Origin of the sequence: Candidatus Halocynthiibacter alkanivorans, from assembly GCF_003333265.1 — a bacterium.
In the GTDB taxonomy this organism is placed as follows: domain Bacteria; phylum Pseudomonadota; class Alphaproteobacteria; order Rhodobacterales; family Rhodobacteraceae; genus Halocyntiibacter_A; species Halocyntiibacter_A alkanivorans.
The window spans coordinates 1-17946 of sequence record NZ_QOLB01000105.1 but is presented as its reverse complement, the minus strand read 5'-3'; the positions used below and the strand labels follow the sequence as shown (position 1 = coordinate 17946).

Genomic DNA, 17946 nt, shown 5'->3' with positions numbered 1-17946 from the left:
ATTCTTGGCCAGATCGACGCCGATTGTTGTAACTTGCATGGGGCGGCTCCTCACAATAGCAGATTTTGACACCTGCAGTATGACGCATCGCGACGTCGGTTGGAGCAGGAGCCATCCACCCCATCAGATCAGGGCTGATTGACCAATGTTGCTGCCGTACAAATTTGTCAGGATGGGGAAAAGCGGGCGTTCGCTGCGGCCGGGAGGGACATTGCGCAGTTTCCTTTAGCGGATATCCGACGCAAGAAAGAATGTCAGATTTACTGCGGCTCATGCAGACCGGTTAGCCGCCCGTTGACTTAGGTGCATATTGCGCGGGATCAATGCGGTTCGGGCGACCAGTCAGGCATAATTCGGATATAGCGTGCGGACTGCGGGCAATCACCTGACCGCTACGGATCACGGCCAGTCGGGTAGCGCGCAATCGAATTGCCTCGATCGGATCTGTCGCCTGTAGTAAAACCATATTGGCCTTACAGCCTTTTTCCAGCCCATAGCCCTCCAGCCCCATGATCCGGGCAGAATTGACGGTAACGGCGTCAAAACACCATGCCATATCGGCACGGCTGGACAGTTGAGCGACGTGCAGCCCCATATGGGCAACGTCCAGCATGTCGGCCTTGCCAAGAGAATACCACGGGTCCATGACGCAATCGGACCCAAACCCAACCGTGAGCCCCGCCGCTTTCAATTCGGGAACCCGCGTCTGGCCCCTGCGTTTGGGGTATGAGTCATGACGCCCCTGCAACATGATGTTGATCAACGGGTTGGGAATGACATGCAAACCGGCTTCAACCATCAGAGGGATCAGCTTGGATACATAATAATTGTCCATCGAATGCATCGAGGTCAGATGCGATCCGGTAACGCGTCCCTGCAAGCCCAGCCGTGTCGTTTCAAAAGCAAGTGTTTCCACATGGCGGCTGAGAGGATCGTCGCTTTCATCGCAGTGCAAATCGACCAGCAAACCACGGTCCGCCGCCACTTCGCACAGGTATTTCACTGAATCTGCGCCGTCTTGCATGGTGCGTTCAAAATGAGGAATACCGCCGACCACATCCACCCCCATATCAAGCGCACGGATCAGATTACCTTGGGCTGCCGGGTCGCGGAACACGCCATCTTGCGGGAAAGCCACCAGTTGCAGCTCGAGATAGGGCGCAACTTGCTTGCGGACCTCAAGCAAGGCTGCGACGCCTTTAAGGTCATCATCGCAGATATCCACGTGACTGCGGATGGCTCCGATCCCCATTGAGACTGCCAGATCGCAATATCGCATCGCCCGTTCAATGATATCGTCAACAGTTTGTACCGGCTTCAGCTCGCCCCACAGTGCAATGCCCTCCAGCAATGTGCCCGAGACATTCATACGTGGCGTGCCGAGTGACAGGGTGGCGTCCATATGGAAATGCGGGTCGATGAAAGGGGGTGAAACCAACTGGCCATTGGCCTCGATTACCTCTTTGGCACCGGCTTTGATGCCGCGCTCCACGGCAGCGATCACTCCGTTTTCGCAGGCAATATCAACGCCCACTTGCCCGTCGGGGAGGGTGGCATTCTTTATGATCAGATCAAAACCCATCAGCGTTGTCCCTTGAACCATGGTTTCAACAATGCGCCGGGATATTCGGCACGGCGGGCGACAATCACAAGAGCAAAAATTGACAATACATACGGCGCCATCAGGAAGACCTGTGACGGCACAAAGGCACCGACCTCGGTTTGCAGGCGCACCTGAAAGGCGTCAAAAGCCCCAAATAACAACGCCCCCAGCAAAGCTTTGCCTGGTCGCCAGCTTGCAAAAATGACCAGCGCGATACATATCCAGCCCCGCCCGTTCACCATGCCAAAGAAGAATGAATCAAAGGCAGACATGGTCAGAAACGCGCCGCCGAGTGCCATCAGGGCCGAGCCGGCAACAATCGCTCCGATCCGCAAGCCGTAAACTGACAGCCCCTGCGCATCTACCGCATCCGGGTTGTCACCCACCGCCCGAATGGCCAGACCCAGGGGCGTGCGGTTCAACACCCACCACACCAGTGCGACCATGAAAAGCGCCAGCCATGTCATCGCTGTTTGCTGGAACAATACCGGCCCGATGAACGGCAATTCAGACAGCACGGGTATATCCAGCGGCTGAAACGGTTCGATTTTTGGCGGTGAGGACACCTGTGGCAGTGCCGTGCGATAGGTGAAATAACTGACCGAGGTGGCGAGCATTGTCACCCCCAGCCCCGAGACATGCTGTGACAGCCCCAGCGGCACAGTCAATATGGCGTGGATCAGGCCAAAAAAACCTCCAACCATCGCGGCGACCAGCAAACCGCCCCACAGGCCGGCCCCCAGCCAGACGGCCATCCAGCCCGCCATGGCTCCGGCAGCAAAAATGCCCTCGATGCCGAGATTCAACACCCCGGATCTCTCGCATATCAGGGCGCCAAGCACGCCAAAGATCAAGGGTGTGGCAATGCGCAGGGCAGCGGCCCAGAAACTGTCGGATATCAGGATTTGCAGAATATCCATCACGCATCTCCCTTGTTGGTTCGGGTGATACGGTAGCGGGCGATAAAGCCGCCAATCAGCACGCAGATCAACGACAAGGCGACCACCAGATCGGCCAGATAGCTCGAAACGCCCATGGCGCGGCTCATGGTGTCAGCCCCAACGAATACCGAGGCGATAAAGACCGCCGATATCACCACGCCAATCGGCGACAGTCCGGCCAGCATGGCAACCACAATACCGGTATAGCCAAAGCCGGGTGACAGGTCGGTGGTCAGGTAGCCGCGCAAGCCCGCGACTTCACTGACCCCCGCAATTCCAGCCACGGCACCGGAAACAATTGCCGCGCTCATCATGGTGCGTTTTACGCCAATGCCAGCATGCAGCGCTGCGGCGGCGTTTTCACCAACGGCACGCAGCTTGAATCCCCAAACGCTGTTGGACAGCATGACATGGGCAATTGCCGCCGCAACCAATGCAATGATCAATCCGGCATGGAGACGCATGCGCGGCATTAGCTGCGGCAGTATTCCATTGTCGACAATTGGTTCTGACTGCGGCCAGCCCATCCCCATCGGGTCTTTGAGCGGCCCCTCCAGCATCATCTGCAAAAAGATCAGAATGATGAAGTTTAGCAGCAGCGTGGTCACAACCTCGTCCGCGCCAAATCTGGTTTTCAGATAGGCCGGCCCTGCCATGCCTGCAGCGCCAGCAGCGGCACCCGCCAGCAGAATGATCGGGATAAGTATAAGTGACGGTGCATCAATCAGCCCGGTGCCAACAGTCACAGCCGCCATTGCCCCGAGGTACAGCTGGCCCTCGGCGCCGATATTCCAAAGCTTGGCCCGAAACGCCAATGTTGCCGCAAGGCCGGTAAAAATGAGCGGTGTTGCACGGGTCAGCATTTCGGTGAACGCAAATGTTGACCCGAATATCCCTTTGGCCATATGGGCATACGCCTCGAAAACATTGGCCCCGGCTGCCATCAGCGGAATGGCTGCAAGCAGGAGTGCCAACAGCGCAGAAGCCATCGGAACCCCGATGGTCCACCAGCGGGAAGGCGCTTCACGTGGTTCGATCCTGATCATGCGTGCTCTCCTGCCATCATCAGGCCAATGGCCTCGCGGTCTTTGCTGTGGGCCTCATGCAACTGGCCGTCATGGATGACAATAATGCGGTCTGACAAGGCCAGAACCTCGTCAAGGTCTTCGGATATCAGCAACACAGCTGCACCGCGGGACCGGGCTTCCAGCAGGCGACGGGACACTTCAGCAGCCGCGCCCAAATCGAGTCCACGCGTGGGTTGGTTTGCCAAAATCAAGTCCGGCATGCACTCAAACACCCGCGCCAAAATCAGTTTTTGGATATTGCCACCGGATAACAGTCTGGCATCGGCATCAATCCCTGGTCCCCGAACGTCATACTCTTTGCAAAGCTCTTCAGCGTGGCGGCGAATAGATTTATGCAGCAAAAAACCGCGTTTCTGGACATCGCTGTCGCTCAACCGTTCGATCACCAGGTTTTCGGCAACAGACATAGCGCCAATCACACCGTCATGGTGCCGGTCTTCAGGAATACGGCCAACGCCGGCCTTTTGCAGCACCGGTGGCGTAAAGCGGTTAATCCGGTCGCCACTTACCCACATCTCACCACTGTCCGGAGATGCCAGACCCGATACCATCCGCGCCAACACCGATTGTCCGTTGCCTGACACACCGGCGATGCCCACGATTTCATGTGCATGGATCGTAAGGTCCGCCGCATGCAGGCTTGTCCGGGCGCTGTCGCCTTTGACGGTGGCAGCCCTGAGTTCCAGCACCGGTGCCCCCGGCTCCATTGCATCACGAGGCGTGGCCGGCGTGTCTGCACCAACCATCATCCGGGCGATTACCCGTTCATCGGCATCAGATGTTGCGATCTCGCCAACCAGTTGGCCATGCCGCAGCACTGCGATCCGATGCGAAAATGCCAGTACTTCGCGCAACTTGTGTGAGATAAAGATCACCGACAACCCGTCTTTGGTCATCGCGCCGATATTTTCAAACAGGGCGTCGGCCTCTTGCGGGGTCAGTACGGCGGTTGGTTCGTCGAGCACCAGGATACGCGCATCGTGATAAAGTGCCTTGAGGATCTCGACCCTTTGTCGTTCCCCCACGGTGAGCTTGCCGACCTGTTCATCCAGCGGCGCAACCAGGCCGGTCCGCACCATAATCCGGCCGACCTTTTCACGGGCCGCCTTGCGTTTGTGCCGCCATGACCACAGGCTTTCGGAGCCCAGCAGAATACTGTCCAGCACCGTCAGGTTCTCAGCCAGGGTAAAGTGCTGATGCACCATGCCGATTCCAGCATCCAGGGCGGCCTGTGGGTGGCCCAGGGTGAGAGGGTGCATGTCCCCCCGTTCATCGGCAACGTCAATCGAGCCGCTGTCCGGCATGTAATGCCCGAAAAGCATATTCATCAGTGTGGTTTTCCCAGCACCGTTTTCGCCCAGCAATGCCAGGACTTCGCCACGATGCAGCTCAATGCTGACAGCATCATTGGCGACAACCGAACCAAACCGCTTGGAAAGGTTGTTCAGAGAAAGAACGCGGGTATTTGCCATAGGTAAAAAAGAGGCCGGTCGAAACCGGCCCTCCTGTTCTTAGTTGTCGGAAACTGGGGCTTCGTCGTTCACGGTGAGCGTGTAGCTGCCATCCATGATTGCCGCTTCCCTGGCTTTTACCGCCGCGACAACGTCAGCCGGGATCAGAGATTCATCCAGCGCCAACGAACCACCGCCATAGGCCATATAGCTGTATTGACCATAGTCATCCGCCGCATAGGAGCCATCTGCCACCGCCGCAATAGCCGTATCGACAGTCGGACCCATATGCCAAAGCGCCGAGGCAAGGATGGTGCCGGGATATTCGCCCGAGGTGTCGATCACGTTGCCAATTGCCTTGGCACCCCGTTCAACAGCTGCATCGGAAACACCAAAGCGTTCCGCATACATAACGTCAGCACCCGCATCCATCATCGCAAAGGCGCTTTCTTTTGCTTTGGGCGGATCATACCAGCTGTCAATGAAGTTCACGAGGAAGGTGACTTCGGGGTTCGTTTCCCGGGCACCTTCCATAAACGCGTTCATCAGTCGGTTAACCTCGGGGATGGCATAGCCCCCGACCATGCCGATCACGTTGCTATCACTCGCAGCACCGGCAACCATTCCGGACAGATACGCCGGTTCGTGAATGAAGTTGTCAAACACCGAAAAGTTCGGCTCCTGCGGCGGGAAGCTCGATCCCATCAGGAAGGCCGTATCGGGGTAAACTGCGGCCACTTTACGGGCGGCACGTTCAAGGCCGAATACCTCGCCAACGATCAGATCAACACCGCTCTCGGCATATTCACGCATAACGCGCTCATAGTCGGTGTTGGAAACGTTCTCGGAATAAACATATTCAATGTCGCCGCGTTCTTCTGCTGCGTTCAGCGCAATATGAATCCGGCTGATCCATTGTTGCTCTACCGGCAGGGTAAAAATTCCGGCGACCTTCACAACCTCTGCCATGGCTGCTGCTGAAGTCATCATCAACCCGAACATTGTTGCTCCGGCAATCACGCCTCTTCTGGATAATAATCTGGGTAATCTCATATCAAATCCCTCGCTGTTGTTGCTCTTCGGCACTTATTCCTTGAGAAGCCATGCGCATTTTGACCAATCGGTCAAGATAAATCACCAGTCATTGAATAATGGGAAGGCAGCAATCAGGGAACAAATACGCTCAGATGCTGGGTTCAGATGGCTCGGCCCACATATGCTGAAAATGAGAGTTTTTGATAACGGTGCAGATATGCACGGCGCCCGGGACACTTCCCGTAACTTCCCTGAATTGGGCTGGAGGACGTTTTCAAGTCGAACGAAAAGCACGACATTCAACGCAAACTTAGAATGCTTCAACATGCCGGGAAGATCGGCAATGCGCGCAAAGCATGCCGGTATTTTGGGGTTGGCAGGTCTGGCTTCTACAGATGGCGAGAGGCGCGAAGAAGCCCGCAGAGACAAGCTACAGTAACACCAAAATCGTCCCGCCGGTCTGCCCAGGCTAACTGTAGGTCTGCTCTTAGCCCCGTTAGGGCCGGGCAGGGACAGGAGACGAATTGGCTCGTTCCCTCCCAAACATTCACCTCGTCCAAGTGCCTCTTTCTCGCTTCAGATTGGTGTGTTGCCGTATGTGATCAGTGGTGGCCTAATCATCATTCAGGCCCGTCTTAGCGGGAGCCTCTGACCCAATGTTACCGTCACCGGTGACCGGAAAATCGGAGACAGGCAAAAGATCTGCCAGGGACCTGGCTCCGGTCACGTCACCTCCGATGATGATGGACCGAATGCCGGCCCTGCGCGCACCTTCACCGTCAGTGTCCGGGTTATCACCAACTGCCACAGTTTGCTCTGGCGCCAGGCCAAGCAGATCAAGTGCTTTTTGGTAGAGAGCGCCGCTGGGTTTTCCGACTTCTTCCCATATCGTATCTGGCAGGCAACTTCTGATGGCGGCCAGCAAAGTACCGGTTTCCGGCACCGGGTGTCCGTTCTGACCAGGATGGGTCCTGTCTGTATTTGCCACCCAAAGAACAGCCCCGCCCACCAGATGGCCAATGATTGCCTGTAGTGTCTGGTATGAAAATTTTTCGTCACGGGTGAGCAAAACAATATCCGGAGTGTCGGTCACTAGCGCCAGCCCCTGTGCCTCCGCGTGTCTGGCGATTTCATCGGTGCCCGCAATAAATACTTGCGCGCCGGGAGATTGCCCGGCGATCATTTCAACGGCACAGATGCCTGCCAACAAAATTCGACTGGCGGGAATATGCAGCCCAATTGCTTCGAGCCGGCGACTGAGAGAGCCCGGTGAGTCAGTAGAGTTATTTGTCACCACCACCATTTTGTCGCCATACGCGTGAATGAACTCAACTGCTCCGGCCAGAAGCTGGTCGCCAGAAATCAAACACCCGTCCAGGTCACACAGAATTCCTTCGGCACCTTCGAGCAGGGAGCCAGGTCGATCCATATCTTGCTGCATTTAGTCGTTGTCCTGTGCCTTTGGCGGAAACCGGGATCGTCAGCTGGCAGAAAGTCTATTTACCCAGACCACCGGGATGCTGGCGTTAAGTTTCTGTCCCCGACATATCCCGCTATTTAAGTTTGCCCTACAGGGATTTGTCTGATTGTAAGGTCTGACTTTACTCGGCATAAGCATTGGCCTTTAGTTTTGCCGCTAAATAACCCCAAAGTTTGAAGTGCTTAAAAGGGCCATGATCCCGCGCAACTTGCCACATCCACCCTCCCGGCTTCACCCGGCGCGTGCGCAGATTATATTATCTGCCCGAAGAACCAAATGTGCGGCTTCCTCAGAGTGGACATTGCGAACCGCACTGAGGCTGTCTTTGCATTCCAGCATTCCAGCATTCCAGCATTCCAGCATTCCAGCGTTCCAGCGTTCCAGCGTTCCATTATTGCCTTAACTGGATGCTGCGCCGTTAGAAAAGCCGCTCAGCCGCTGCGTAATACAACCATCCGGATGAGCAATACACACGCGCAGTTCAGGCCACGACCAGATCAAAAACTCAGCCGTCGCTCATGACCTTTTCCGCCCGGATTTAGCCACCAGGGCACAAGAAAAAAGCGGCCCTTTTCGGGGCCGCCAAAGGGGTGACCCGCGTATCAGCCGGGCCAGGGCAGCGAATAGGTCTTCACATTGGTGAAAAACTTCATCGCTTCGGTTACGCCTTCTTTGACCGCATTACCGCTGTCTTTGATGCCGCCAAAGGGGGACGTTTCAATCCGGTATCCGGGTTGCTCCCAGATGTTGCAGGTGCCAACGTCCAGCCCGTTGATATAGGCGATGGCGCGGTGCAGATCGTTGGTGCACACACCCGATGACAATCCAAAATCGGTCGAGTTCGAGATCGCCATGACCTCTTCGTCATTGTCGGGAACCCGCACAATCGGAATGATCGGACCAAAGGTCTCTTCCATAACCAACTCGCTGTCGTGACGCACATGGTCCACCACGATCGGTGGCAACAGCGCGCCCTTGCGGCCCGGATGATACAGAATTTTTGCACCCTGTTCTTCCGCCATATAGACGCGTTTTTCGAACAGTTCGGCGGCCTGTGCGTGAATGACACAGCCAAGCTGAGTCTCAGGATCCTGAGGATCGCCGAATTTGATCGCCCTGGCTTTTTCCAGCACCAGCGGCACGAATTTGTCCGCGACAGATTCCTGTACCAGGATACGTTTCACCGCTGTACAGCGCTGCCCCGAGTTTCCTGTGGCCCCTGCAACGGCAATCGTAGCAGCTTTTTCCAGGTCTTCATCTGACAGGTCGTTACAGATGATCAGCGGGTCGTTGCCGCCCAGTTCCAGCGCCTGACGCTTATAGGCTGCCTTGGATGCGATCATCTTGCCGACCGGAACACCACCGGTGAAGGTGATGATATCGATGTTCTCATTGGTGATCATTTCATCCCCAATGTCCTGCGGCCATCCGGTCACAATCTGGAACATTTCAGGCGGCAAACCAGCTTCGTACAGAATATCCGCCAGCGCAATCGCGGTCAGCGGGGTCAGTTCTGTTGGCTTACAAACCACACAGTTGTTGGTTGCAATGGCCGGCGCAATCTTGTGGCTGACCATGTTCAACGGGTGGTTGAAAGGGGTGATCGCTGAAATCGCTTTCACCGGCTCACGTTTGGTAAAGATCTTACGTTCTTTACCATTGTGAGTCAGGTCACACGAGAAAATCTGCCCGTCATCGATCAGGGCCTGTTGTGAGGCGAACAGATATACATCCTGTGCCCGGCGGGTTTCATAGATCGCATGCTGCTGGCAAATACCCAGTTCAAGTGTCAGCCATTTGGCCAGGTAATCGCGACGTTCCCCAATCAGGACCGACGCACGTTGCAGGATCATTGAGCGCTCATGACGCGACAGGGTCGGCGTATAATTGGCAGCGATCTCAAAAGCTTTGCGGGCATGTTCGGCCTGACCTGCCGGTACGGTACCAATCACCTCGTCGGTGTAGGGGTACTTCACCTCAACGACATCATCCGTAAAGACGATTTCGCCACCGATGCGCATCCCTTCATGCCGAATTTCTACATTTGTCATTTTGCTGACCTTTCCATTCAAAGCGCGGCCGCAACAGTGGCATAATAGAACGCATCAAAATTGCGCAGAACCGGACGTTCGGGCAGGGGAAGGACCCGGTTGGCAATGAAAGGCACTTCTTGCTCTGTCAGACCACCATGGCTGCGCAAAGGTTCTTTCAAAGCCGCCAGATCATGGCGATGTTCCGAGGTCCCGATACAGATGTTTTCACCGGATACCAGAATAATGTCACCGATACGGTCACCTGGCAGCTCAAAGCGCGCAACGGCCTCTGCATTGGTCAGCACATGGGTGATGCCTTTGGTGGCCCGCAGCTTGGCCATGATATCTGCCTGATCTGCGCCGTCTGGCAGATATGCTGTCGCAAACGAGCCCAGGGCGCCGTGGTGAACCACATAGGGGTCAGTGATCGGCAGGATCAGACGCGCAGCCGCTTCGCCCAGCCATTCGTCCAGCAGATCCTGAACATAAACAACCGCCGGCGACCCATCTTCCAGGTGCTTGGGTTTCATGCCGTGATCCGCAGTCACCACAATTGCGGCGCCCATGGCATCCAGCTCGGTCAGATATTTGTCGAACATTTCGTAGAACGACTTGGCCTGTGCATCATCGGGGCCATATTTGTGCTGAACATAGTCCGTCGTGGTCAGGTACATCACGTCCGGCTTCCAGTCTCGCAACAATTTAACACCTGCCGCAAATACAAACTCGGACAGGTCAGCGGAATAGACTTCCGGCTGTGCCATGCCCAACCATTTACTGGCTTCATCCTGACCATGATCGGCCAGTGTCGAGGTGTCGGATTTCTCCGCCGAGAAACATTTCGCACGATCGTCGTCAAACTTCAGACCAGCGCCAAGCAAGGCACGCAGCTTGTCCTTGGCGGTGACGATGGCAACCCGGGCCCCAGCCTCGTAGAATTTGCTGAACAAGGTGGGCGCGCGCAGGAAACGCACATCGTTCATCATCACTTCTTCGCCGGTTTCCGGGTCATAAAGGTAGTTGCCGCAGATGCCGTGAACCACCGGAGGACGACCTGTGGCGATGCTCAGGTTGTTGGGGTTGGTGAAGCTGGGGATCACCGAATGGGCCAGACGGTCCGTGCCGGTTTCGCGCATCCGCTTCAGGGTCGGCATCAACCCGTCAGCAATCGCCTTTTCGAGGTATTCCGGCTCACAACCATCAAGGCAAATCGCAATAGCACAGGTTTTGGGGGCAGGATATTCACGCCCATTGGCCACAACTGGAGTTTGAATCGTCATCGGGTAGTTCCTTTCTTACCTGGAATGCTCCAGATTTAGTCATTTTGATCGAAGTGGGCCAAGCTACATGGCCCGTCTGTCTGCGCTGTATCGCCAGCCTGAGATATGTTCCAACTTCCGGACATTGGCGAAAATGAACAGGAAAATTGCGCCAGCACGCAGGTTTTCCGACTGTTAAATGACACCCCGCTGGTGGGATGCTTCCAGAAAGCTCTCTTTAGAGCCGATGAAGTTCTTACCCCGCTCGCCAGCGAATGCCTCGTCTACAATGCCTCTGAAACTGCCGGTGGGAATTTTGTGATCGGCGAAGCGATGCCCCACACCAAGTTGTTTCAGGAAGGCGGTCAGACTGTCGGCACCTTTGCTCAGATCTTCGCCAAAGATCGCCTTCAGGCTGTCCTCCCGAAACCCGCCCGTCCCAATTACCGATTGCAGGATCGTCGGCAGAGTAAAGGAACAGGCAATGCCATGCTGCACGCCCCACCCCAGAGTGATGGGATAGGAGATATTGTGGGCAATCGCGGTCTTGGTGTTGGAAAACGCCAGACCTGCATTCAAAGACGCCTCGGCGATGTTGCTGCGCAGTTCAAGATTTCCCAGATCGACCAACAGTTTGGGCAAGTCGCGCAGGATCGCACGTGCAGCGGCCACGCCATGACGCGCTGAAACCGGATTGGCGTTAACGTTCCAGATGCTTTCGATCGAATGCGACAGCGCATCCAGCGCCGTTGCCAGTGTCAGACCATAAGGTTTGCCCAGCATCAGGGCCGGATCGATCAGTGCAACTTCGGGATACAGCACCTTTCGTGCCAGTGAGAATTTGCGGCTGTTCTCTTCATCCCAGACCGTGGCCCAGCAGGTGACTTCACTGCCGGTCCCCGCCGTTGTTGGCACCGCAATGATCGGGATCGCAGACAGAGCCTCTTCGCCTGTCTTGGTTTGAAGAAAATGCAGAACTTTGCTGAAATTACCAGCGGCTGCGGCGAATACTTTTGCTGAGTCGATCACCGATCCGCCGCCGAGCGCTACAATGACATCGGGCATTTGGGGCAATTCAGCGAAACGGGCCGACTGAACGGCCAGCAAACGTGTATCAGGGTTTGGAGCAATGTCGTTGATAACCAACACGGGCTGCCCGGCTTTTGCTGCCAGTTGCGCCGTCAGCTCCCCGAACGGGCTGTCCGGATAAGTTATCAAAGCATAGCTGCGACCCGCGATCATGTCTGACAGGGCCGCGAACTGACCACTCCCGAACACTATTTTCACCGGGTTCTGATAGGTCCACATCATTCCATCCTCTGCTTTTCTCCAGCTGCGTATTTCGCCACAGTTTGTGCAAAGCTAATCTATTTAACAAATTGATTGTTTCAATTGCCTCTATATACTCAGCCTATGCTTGCAACTGCCCTTCGCTCCTTTCACGCCGTCGCACAACATGGCGGATTTTCCGCTGCTGCGCGGGCGCTGAACATCAGCCAGCCAACGCTGTCGACACAGGTCAAAGCCCTGGAAACACGGTATGATGTGAACCTGTTCAGCCGCATCGGCCGGGAGGTCCACCTGACGCCGGCCGGCCGGGAACTGTTTCGGACGACGCAGCTCCTGACGCAATATGAAACTGAAGCAGAGGATTTGTTGAACTCGTTCAAAGGGTTGCATTCAGGCTCGCTTCGTATCGCCGCCGTCGGACCGTTTCACGCCACCGATATGATTGTCGCCTTCAAAGCACGCTATCCCAGGATCGACATCAGCGTGCAGTTCGGCAACTCACAGCTCAGCTTTGAACGCTTGCTGGCCTATGAGGCCGATGTTGGGCTGATTGCCGGGGTCAACGCCGACCCGCTCGTCATGACGTTGCCCTACAGCTCGCATGAAGTCGTGGTGTTCGCAAACTCTGATCATCCTTTCTTTGATCGCGACAGCATCTCCATTCATGAGTTGCAAGATCAGAAAATTGTGCAGCGCGAGATCGGCTCAACCACACGGATCGCCATGGAACGCGCCTTGCAAGAGCACAACGTGTCGATTGATGTCATGCTGGATCTCGGCAGCAGGGAAGGCATCTGGAAAGCCGTTGAACAAGGGCTTGGCATCGGATTCGTGGCCGATTTTGAATTTATCCCCCACCCAAACCTGCGGGCCATTCCAATTCATGATGCAGATATCAGCACTCAATATTTTCTGGCGTACCTGAAAGAACGACATTTGTCGCGGCTGATAGGAGCGTTTCGTGAGATCACGCTGGCCTGAGTATCCTGCGGCCTTGTCCTTCCTTGAGTTTTCAGGTGAATGACCGGCTTCCGGAACACGTGAAGATGTGACGGCTTTGATGTTTATGTCGGTGCTCTGGCCCATTGGACCAGCTTGCGCATGTTTTCAGGACTTTGCGAAAGCTGGTTGGCAGATATGGTCAGTGGAGACTGTTGCCTGAAGTTCTTGTGATCCCTGTACCATGGCCTCTGATAGACAAGGCTTAGGATCGGGCGAACTCTGTCACTGTTGTTGGCCATACCCTGGTGAAACAGGCGGCAATCCATCAGGTAGCAGGACCCGAGATCGACCGTTGGGTTCTGAAACGGTTGCCCGTCTGCTTCCCGGGTGCGGAGTTTATGGCTCCCTTTGATGATGCGGGTTGCTCCCGTCTGATCGTTGAGAGGAATCAGCGGAACGATCAGAGCAATACAGAAGCTGGGCGTCTCCATTCCCGAAAACTCTTCAAACAGAGGGGGGTTGTCCCTGTGTAATCTCTGATCTTTTGCGCCCGGCATCGACGCGACCACCGTGGAGCTGCCGAGAATGGCATTGCGCGTCAGCAGGCGGTGCAGGATTGGTAAGACGAAGGGCGATGATATGAGGCCGGGGTCAGCGAAGGCACCGGAAAGTTCCAGCGAAATCATGAAACGCTGATCACCAACCCGGAGCGCTGCTCCCTGCGAGATGTCTTTCTGATGACGTTCATGCAACGCATCGAACGTCCTGCGGCAACGCTCAATCAATTCGGTTGGGAACGCGTTCCTGATCAAGAGACCACCGTGGCGCTGAAACATCTCTACAGCCAGGTGCATTCGGCTATCGGATATTGCACCGTTGGCTTTTTCGCAGTCTGGAATTTCGATCGTCGGGAACACGTCAGGCGGATCAGAAGCTTTGAGCAATTTCAGGTACTGTTTTCGGGGCAGAGAGCTGTCGGCCACTGCGCGCCGCAGTTGGTCCGCACGCTCGGATCTGCCGTTGTTGTCCAGAACCTGCGCCAGTTCGGCCGCCGTTTCCTTGTGTGTCACCGCCAGTGCGCCAGCCACATCCAGCAAATCAGACAACCGCTTGCGAACGTTTTGCACGATGGACTTGCGTTCCCTTATGTTTGTGGTTGGGTATTCTGCAAAATTCGTGATGTAACGCATCACACCCGCGCAGGCCGCGGCTGGAATTCCTTCCCTGAGCTGAGGTGATGAAAATTGTTCGCTGGAGGACAATACCTGCAGGTAGCTTTCGAGAGCTCTGCGATCGGGGGTCTCAATGACCGATGAGGGCGCCAACGCCAGATGAACCCTCATGCTACCGCTGAACTGGGCGTGCAGCGACAATCCCGGAGGTGCCAGAACCGCGTCATCCCAATCAAAAATACAGATCGAACCATCCGGTCGCTGTGCAATATTCTTAGCGCGCAAGTCACAATGATTGAGTGTGGCAGGCAGCCTGTCTGCCTTTTCCAGGTGGCGGCGAAAGAGTGGTTCGGCGGCTCGAAATACGTTGCGGTACTTCTCCACGGTACGGGAACGCATGTAGAGAAAGGGATTCCCCGTCACCAATGGATCGATATCGGTACTCACGGCTTGATCCAGCAGGTTAAGAAGCATGTCGATTTGTTCGACGCACGTTACCTGAGGCAACTTGGAAATTGAGTCCGGCTGGGATTTCGCCCTGCTTTGAATATCGGCGTAAAGCGAAAGAACTTTCTGTTTGATGTCAGCATCAAGCCGACGGTCAAATGCGGTGCCGCCGTGACTCCGGAAAAGGAAAATACCCTTGTCCGCATCTGCCTTGATCAGGTCCGGCACGTGTGGCTGAAAGCTCTGAGAGATACTTTCTATCGCAAGGTTTGCGCCTTTGCTGGCAGGCGTCAGAAGCTTGAGATACGCTTCCGCCTCCCCCTGGCCAGACAATCTGTATGTTTTTGCCCATATGTGGTTTGCCACACGGTCGGAGACAGAGAACGTGAAGTGGCTTTGTGCCCAAACAAGGGCATCCTCCATAAATTGATTGGATGGCGCAGACTTTTCAACAGGTTCTTCCATCGCTTTTACTAACTCCATTGCTCCTGAAGCGGCTGCACAGTGGGTCCTGTCGATCTGAGCCTGCGTGCATAATATCAAAGAAAGTGCCCATAATTGGGCAAATTTTTGGCCGGACAGAGCGATATACCGTAGCCGGTGCGCCGCTCACAATTTGGCAGCGTAAGTCCATGGCAGGAGTTCTTCAACTGGGATTTGATTGTGAGCATTGACGATGGCTGAGCGCACTGAGGCCAGGTCTTTGCGTACCAATGTTGGGTCGCTCGTTGTTGTAAGTCCAGGGTATCCGTCCTGGTCAGGCTATTTTTGGTACCCACTTTCGATTTGCTTTGACCAAAGGATTCGCCATTTCAACGAGCTTGCGCATAATCGCAACGATCACAAGTTTTGCTGGCTTACCCGTTGCCCGCAACTGGTCGTATTCGGCCTTGAGATCCGGGTTCCAGCGGATGGCAACAAGCGCTGGCATATATAATGCGTCACGCACAGGTTTGCGTCCGCCCTGAATGAATGACTTTCCATGCCATTGGACAGATTGACGATCTATCGATGCAAGCCCTGCCAAACTGGCAAGCTGTTTGCCCAACGCGCCAAACTGTGTTTTGGGCGTTGGGCCAAAATCCTGATGGCGGTCTCCGGGCGCCTTTTTGCGACCCACCCCGACCGCCTGTTCCGCTACTTCATCTCGTCTCGCAGACGGTCGATCACCGAACGAAACTCGGCCAGATCAGGCAGCATCGCGGCGACCCGCTCAGACGAAAACCGCTCTCCCAACGCCTCAAACAGAGGCGCCAGTTGCGTCAACGCGTCGTCGCGGAACTGCTGCCCCGCTGGCGTCAGCCAAACTTGTTTGGATCGCTTGTCACCGGGATTGGGGCGCATCTCGACGAACCCATGTTTTTCCAGCCCGGCCAGCGTATGGGTCATTGTCGTCTTGGCCACCTGAAACGCGCGCGCCAGTTCCATTGGTGTGGCCCCGTCGCAAACCCGGATCAAGTGGCTGACGACGCCAAAATGAGACACCAGCAGGTCGCCTGGCAGACGGGCCTCAAGGAACGCCGTGCCGATCTGGTTGATGATCCCAACTTCGTAGATCAGTGCGAAATAAGGACCAAGGTTGTCGTTAGCCATGCGCGATACGTGTCTCCAAAGGCCAGCGCGGGCTGGCGTCAATTGCCGGACCATATCCCAGCCGCCCAAGCATTTGAACCGTCTCACCGGGGGCCGCCAGCATTTCGTGGACCTGGGTGTAATGCGCCGCCATCTCCGGGTATTCCTGCAACGCCTGACTGACAGGCTGCATCGACAACCCAAGCCCGGTCGCGGCCAGATGTAGCCTGATCCAGTCACGCCCCGCGTTGATCTGATCAACCCGCGCGTTACCCTTGCTTGTCAGAACCACGAAAGCAGGCGTCGCATCCATTGCCTTTTGTATCATATCAAGCCCTTGTTTAAAGCTGGCGCTGGTTTGGTCAGCCTGATCTTCACGGCTTAGCATCCCGGCCAACATCAGGCTTTCCAGAAAGGGCCCACCCAATGAAATCCCGTCGGGGTTCGCTTCAATTTCGGCTTTGCCAAATCGCATCAATTCGACACTTTCCATCATGACGTGCTTCGTCGTCATCTCAATCGCCATCGCCTCCCACGTCAGGGTTCGCAGCGTTGCGACATCGGCCGGATCACTCTTGATCGTGGCAAAACCGGCCAAAGCCGCTTGTGCATCGCTCGCAACCGGCCGGTCCTCATAGCCCTGCCGGTTGGTGTGCCGGTCAAAAACATTCGCAAACAGTGGATCTGCCGCGCCACCCTCTGCAAAGCGGATCAACGCAACCGGCCCGTCATCACCCTGCGGGAACAGCTCGGTTTCCAGCGCATAACCGTCCTCAGCCGCCGCCATCCGCAAGAGTTCCAGAAAACACCCCATGCCAATGGTCAACTGACGGTCAAATGGATCGGTCTCGGGCAGGTTTCGCGATTTGTCACGGTGGATGATCAGCATGTTGTCGCCCTGCAATTCGGCCACCCAAGGTTGCCGGTTGTGCGGGTTTGGCGCGAGGATCGCATAGGACAGCGCCCGCATCCGCGGCTCGGTATAAGTGCCTGCCAGCGACCAGGGGGCCAGCGCCCGCGTGGGGCGACGGGTTGCAAGGAAACCACCAGCAGAGGCCGTCGCGGCCAGGACAACGCCGCCTCCGATCAGGCTTATCATTTTGCGTCTTGAAAGTGTCATGGCTCTACTCCAGTAAGTGCGATATCGAACTGTATAGTACGACATCGCACCAATAACAAGTGCGATTTCGTACTATATCGTCAGAGCATCACACGCGGTATTATCACACCTGGCACACGATGCGCCCAGGGTGACGTGCACAAGTCTCAATCTTAACTTGAGCGGTGTTTGCTCTGAGGCAGACGCTCTGTTGCAGAGTAGTCGCGAGTGCTTCACCCATCAAAAAAGTGAAATCTACGCGAATGGAATGCCCGCTTCCGCTCAAATCTGCCCATCAACGCAGTGGTCACGAACGGCAGACCCGGGCCGGAAACACCAGTTGGACGGATCCGATTGAAGGTCTGGAAAGTCCCGCTAAACAGTCCCTGGTGCTGGGCGCAGCGAATGGCTTGTGTGGATGGCCCCTGCATAGCAAGACATTTTTGATATAATCAGTACCTTTGTCAGAAGCAGCCATGTGTCCGGCCTGTTTGCGCGGTTTTGACCGCTGGCCCTGAAGGGTTCCGCAAACCA

15 protein-coding genes are annotated in these 17946 nt (G+C 55.7%); 2 read left to right on the top strand and 13 right to left on the bottom strand.

The genetic code is table 11. From position 1 onward, the window contains the following. Positions 1-283 precede the first annotated feature (283 nt). Genes DWA01_RS12845 through DWA01_RS12825 form a run of 5 tightly spaced genes read right to left on the bottom strand, consistent with a single transcriptional unit; the run spans position 284 to position 6136 of the window. Positions 284-1582 (bottom strand): amidohydrolase family protein, encoded by a 1299-nt coding sequence (locus DWA01_RS12845; RefSeq protein WP_114286231.1) that lies wholly within the window; start codon positions 1580-1582, stop codon positions 284-286. Further along, the gene (locus DWA01_RS12840) at positions 1582-2523 is read right to left on the bottom strand and encodes an ABC transporter permease (protein WP_114286230.1); all 942 of its coding nucleotides are present in this window, start codon (positions 2521-2523) and stop codon (positions 1582-1584) included. The genes DWA01_RS12845 and DWA01_RS12840 overlap by 1 nt, the downstream gene beginning before the upstream one ends. After that, positions 2523-3587, bottom strand: a complete 1065-nt coding sequence (locus DWA01_RS12835) for an ABC transporter permease (protein WP_419187006.1) — start codon at positions 3585-3587, stop codon at positions 2523-2525. The genes DWA01_RS12840 and DWA01_RS12835 overlap by 1 nt, the downstream gene beginning before the upstream one ends. After that, positions 3587-5104: an ABC transporter ATP-binding protein gene (locus tag DWA01_RS12830; protein WP_114286228.1), complete on the bottom strand. Its 1518-nt coding sequence runs from the start codon at positions 5102-5104 to the stop codon at positions 3587-3589. Before DWA01_RS12830 ends, DWA01_RS12835 begins: the two co-directional genes overlap by 1 nt. Positions 5105-5143: 39 nt before the next feature. Next, positions 5144-6136 (bottom strand): BMP family protein, encoded by a 993-nt coding sequence (locus tag DWA01_RS12825; protein ID WP_114286232.1) that lies wholly within the window; start codon positions 6134-6136, stop codon positions 5144-5146. Here DWA01_RS12825 and DWA01_RS23315 point away from each other — a divergent pair. Beyond that, a complete protein-coding gene (locus DWA01_RS23315; RefSeq protein WP_200832572.1) occupies positions 6051-6557 on the top strand; it encodes a hypothetical protein in 507 nt (168 codons plus the stop codon). The two genes, DWA01_RS12825 and DWA01_RS23315, sit on opposite strands and share 86 nt — an antisense overlap. A 174-nt stretch (positions 6558-6731) precedes the next feature. On the opposite strand, the gene DWA01_RS12815 is transcribed toward DWA01_RS23315, so the two are convergent. The 4 genes from DWA01_RS12815 to psrA all read right to left on the bottom strand — a co-directional run bounded on the left by DWA01_RS12815 (position 6732) and on the right by psrA (position 12198). Beyond that, entirely contained in the window at positions 6732-7547 is an 816-nt protein-coding gene (locus DWA01_RS12815) for an HAD-IIA family hydrolase (protein WP_268807736.1), read from the bottom strand. Between the two features lie 653 nt (positions 7548-8200). Continuing rightward, positions 8201-9649, bottom strand: coding sequence for a phosphonoacetaldehyde dehydrogenase (gene phnY, locus DWA01_RS12810; protein WP_114286226.1), 1449 nt, complete (start codon positions 9647-9649; stop codon positions 8201-8203). Positions 9650-9666: 17 nt separating this feature from the next. After that, entirely contained in the window at positions 9667-10911 is a 1245-nt protein-coding gene (phnA, locus tag DWA01_RS12805; RefSeq protein WP_114286225.1) for a phosphonoacetate hydrolase, read from the bottom strand. 174 nt (positions 10912-11085) lie between these two features. Continuing rightward, positions 11086-12198 (bottom strand): iron-containing alcohol dehydrogenase PsrA, encoded by a 1113-nt coding sequence (gene psrA / locus DWA01_RS12800; protein WP_200832571.1) that lies wholly within the window; start codon positions 12196-12198, stop codon positions 11086-11088. Between the two features lie 75 nt (positions 12199-12273). On the opposite strand from psrA, the gene DWA01_RS12795 reads away from it, so the two are divergent. After that, on the top strand, positions 12274-13161 hold the full coding sequence (locus DWA01_RS12795; protein ID WP_136057747.1) for a LysR substrate-binding domain-containing protein: 888 nt from the start codon (positions 12274-12276) through the stop codon (positions 13159-13161). 83 nt (positions 13162-13244) lie between these two features. On the opposite strand, the gene DWA01_RS12790 is transcribed toward DWA01_RS12795, so the two are convergent. The 4 genes from DWA01_RS12790 to DWA01_RS12775 all read right to left on the bottom strand — a co-directional run bounded on the left by DWA01_RS12790 (position 13245) and on the right by DWA01_RS12775 (position 17433). Next, positions 13245-15224, bottom strand: a complete 1980-nt coding sequence (locus DWA01_RS12790) for a phytanoyl-CoA dioxygenase family protein (RefSeq protein WP_114286222.1) — start codon at positions 15222-15224, stop codon at positions 13245-13247. Between the two features lie 274 nt (positions 15225-15498). Continuing rightward, positions 15499-15861: a transposase gene (locus DWA01_RS23630; RefSeq protein WP_114286221.1), complete on the bottom strand. Its 363-nt coding sequence runs from the start codon at positions 15859-15861 to the stop codon at positions 15499-15501. A 17-nt stretch (positions 15862-15878) separates the two neighbouring features. Further along, positions 15879-16334 carry a MarR family winged helix-turn-helix transcriptional regulator gene (locus DWA01_RS12780; protein WP_114286220.1) on the bottom strand — a complete coding sequence of 152 codons (456 nt, stop codon included), beginning with the start codon at positions 16332-16334 and terminating at the stop codon, positions 15879-15881. After that, a complete protein-coding gene (locus tag DWA01_RS12775) occupies positions 16327-17433 on the bottom strand; it encodes an Acg family FMN-binding oxidoreductase (protein ID WP_114286219.1) in 1107 nt (368 codons plus the stop codon). Before DWA01_RS12775 ends, DWA01_RS12780 begins: the two co-directional genes overlap by 8 nt. Positions 17434-17946: the final 513 nt, after the last annotated feature.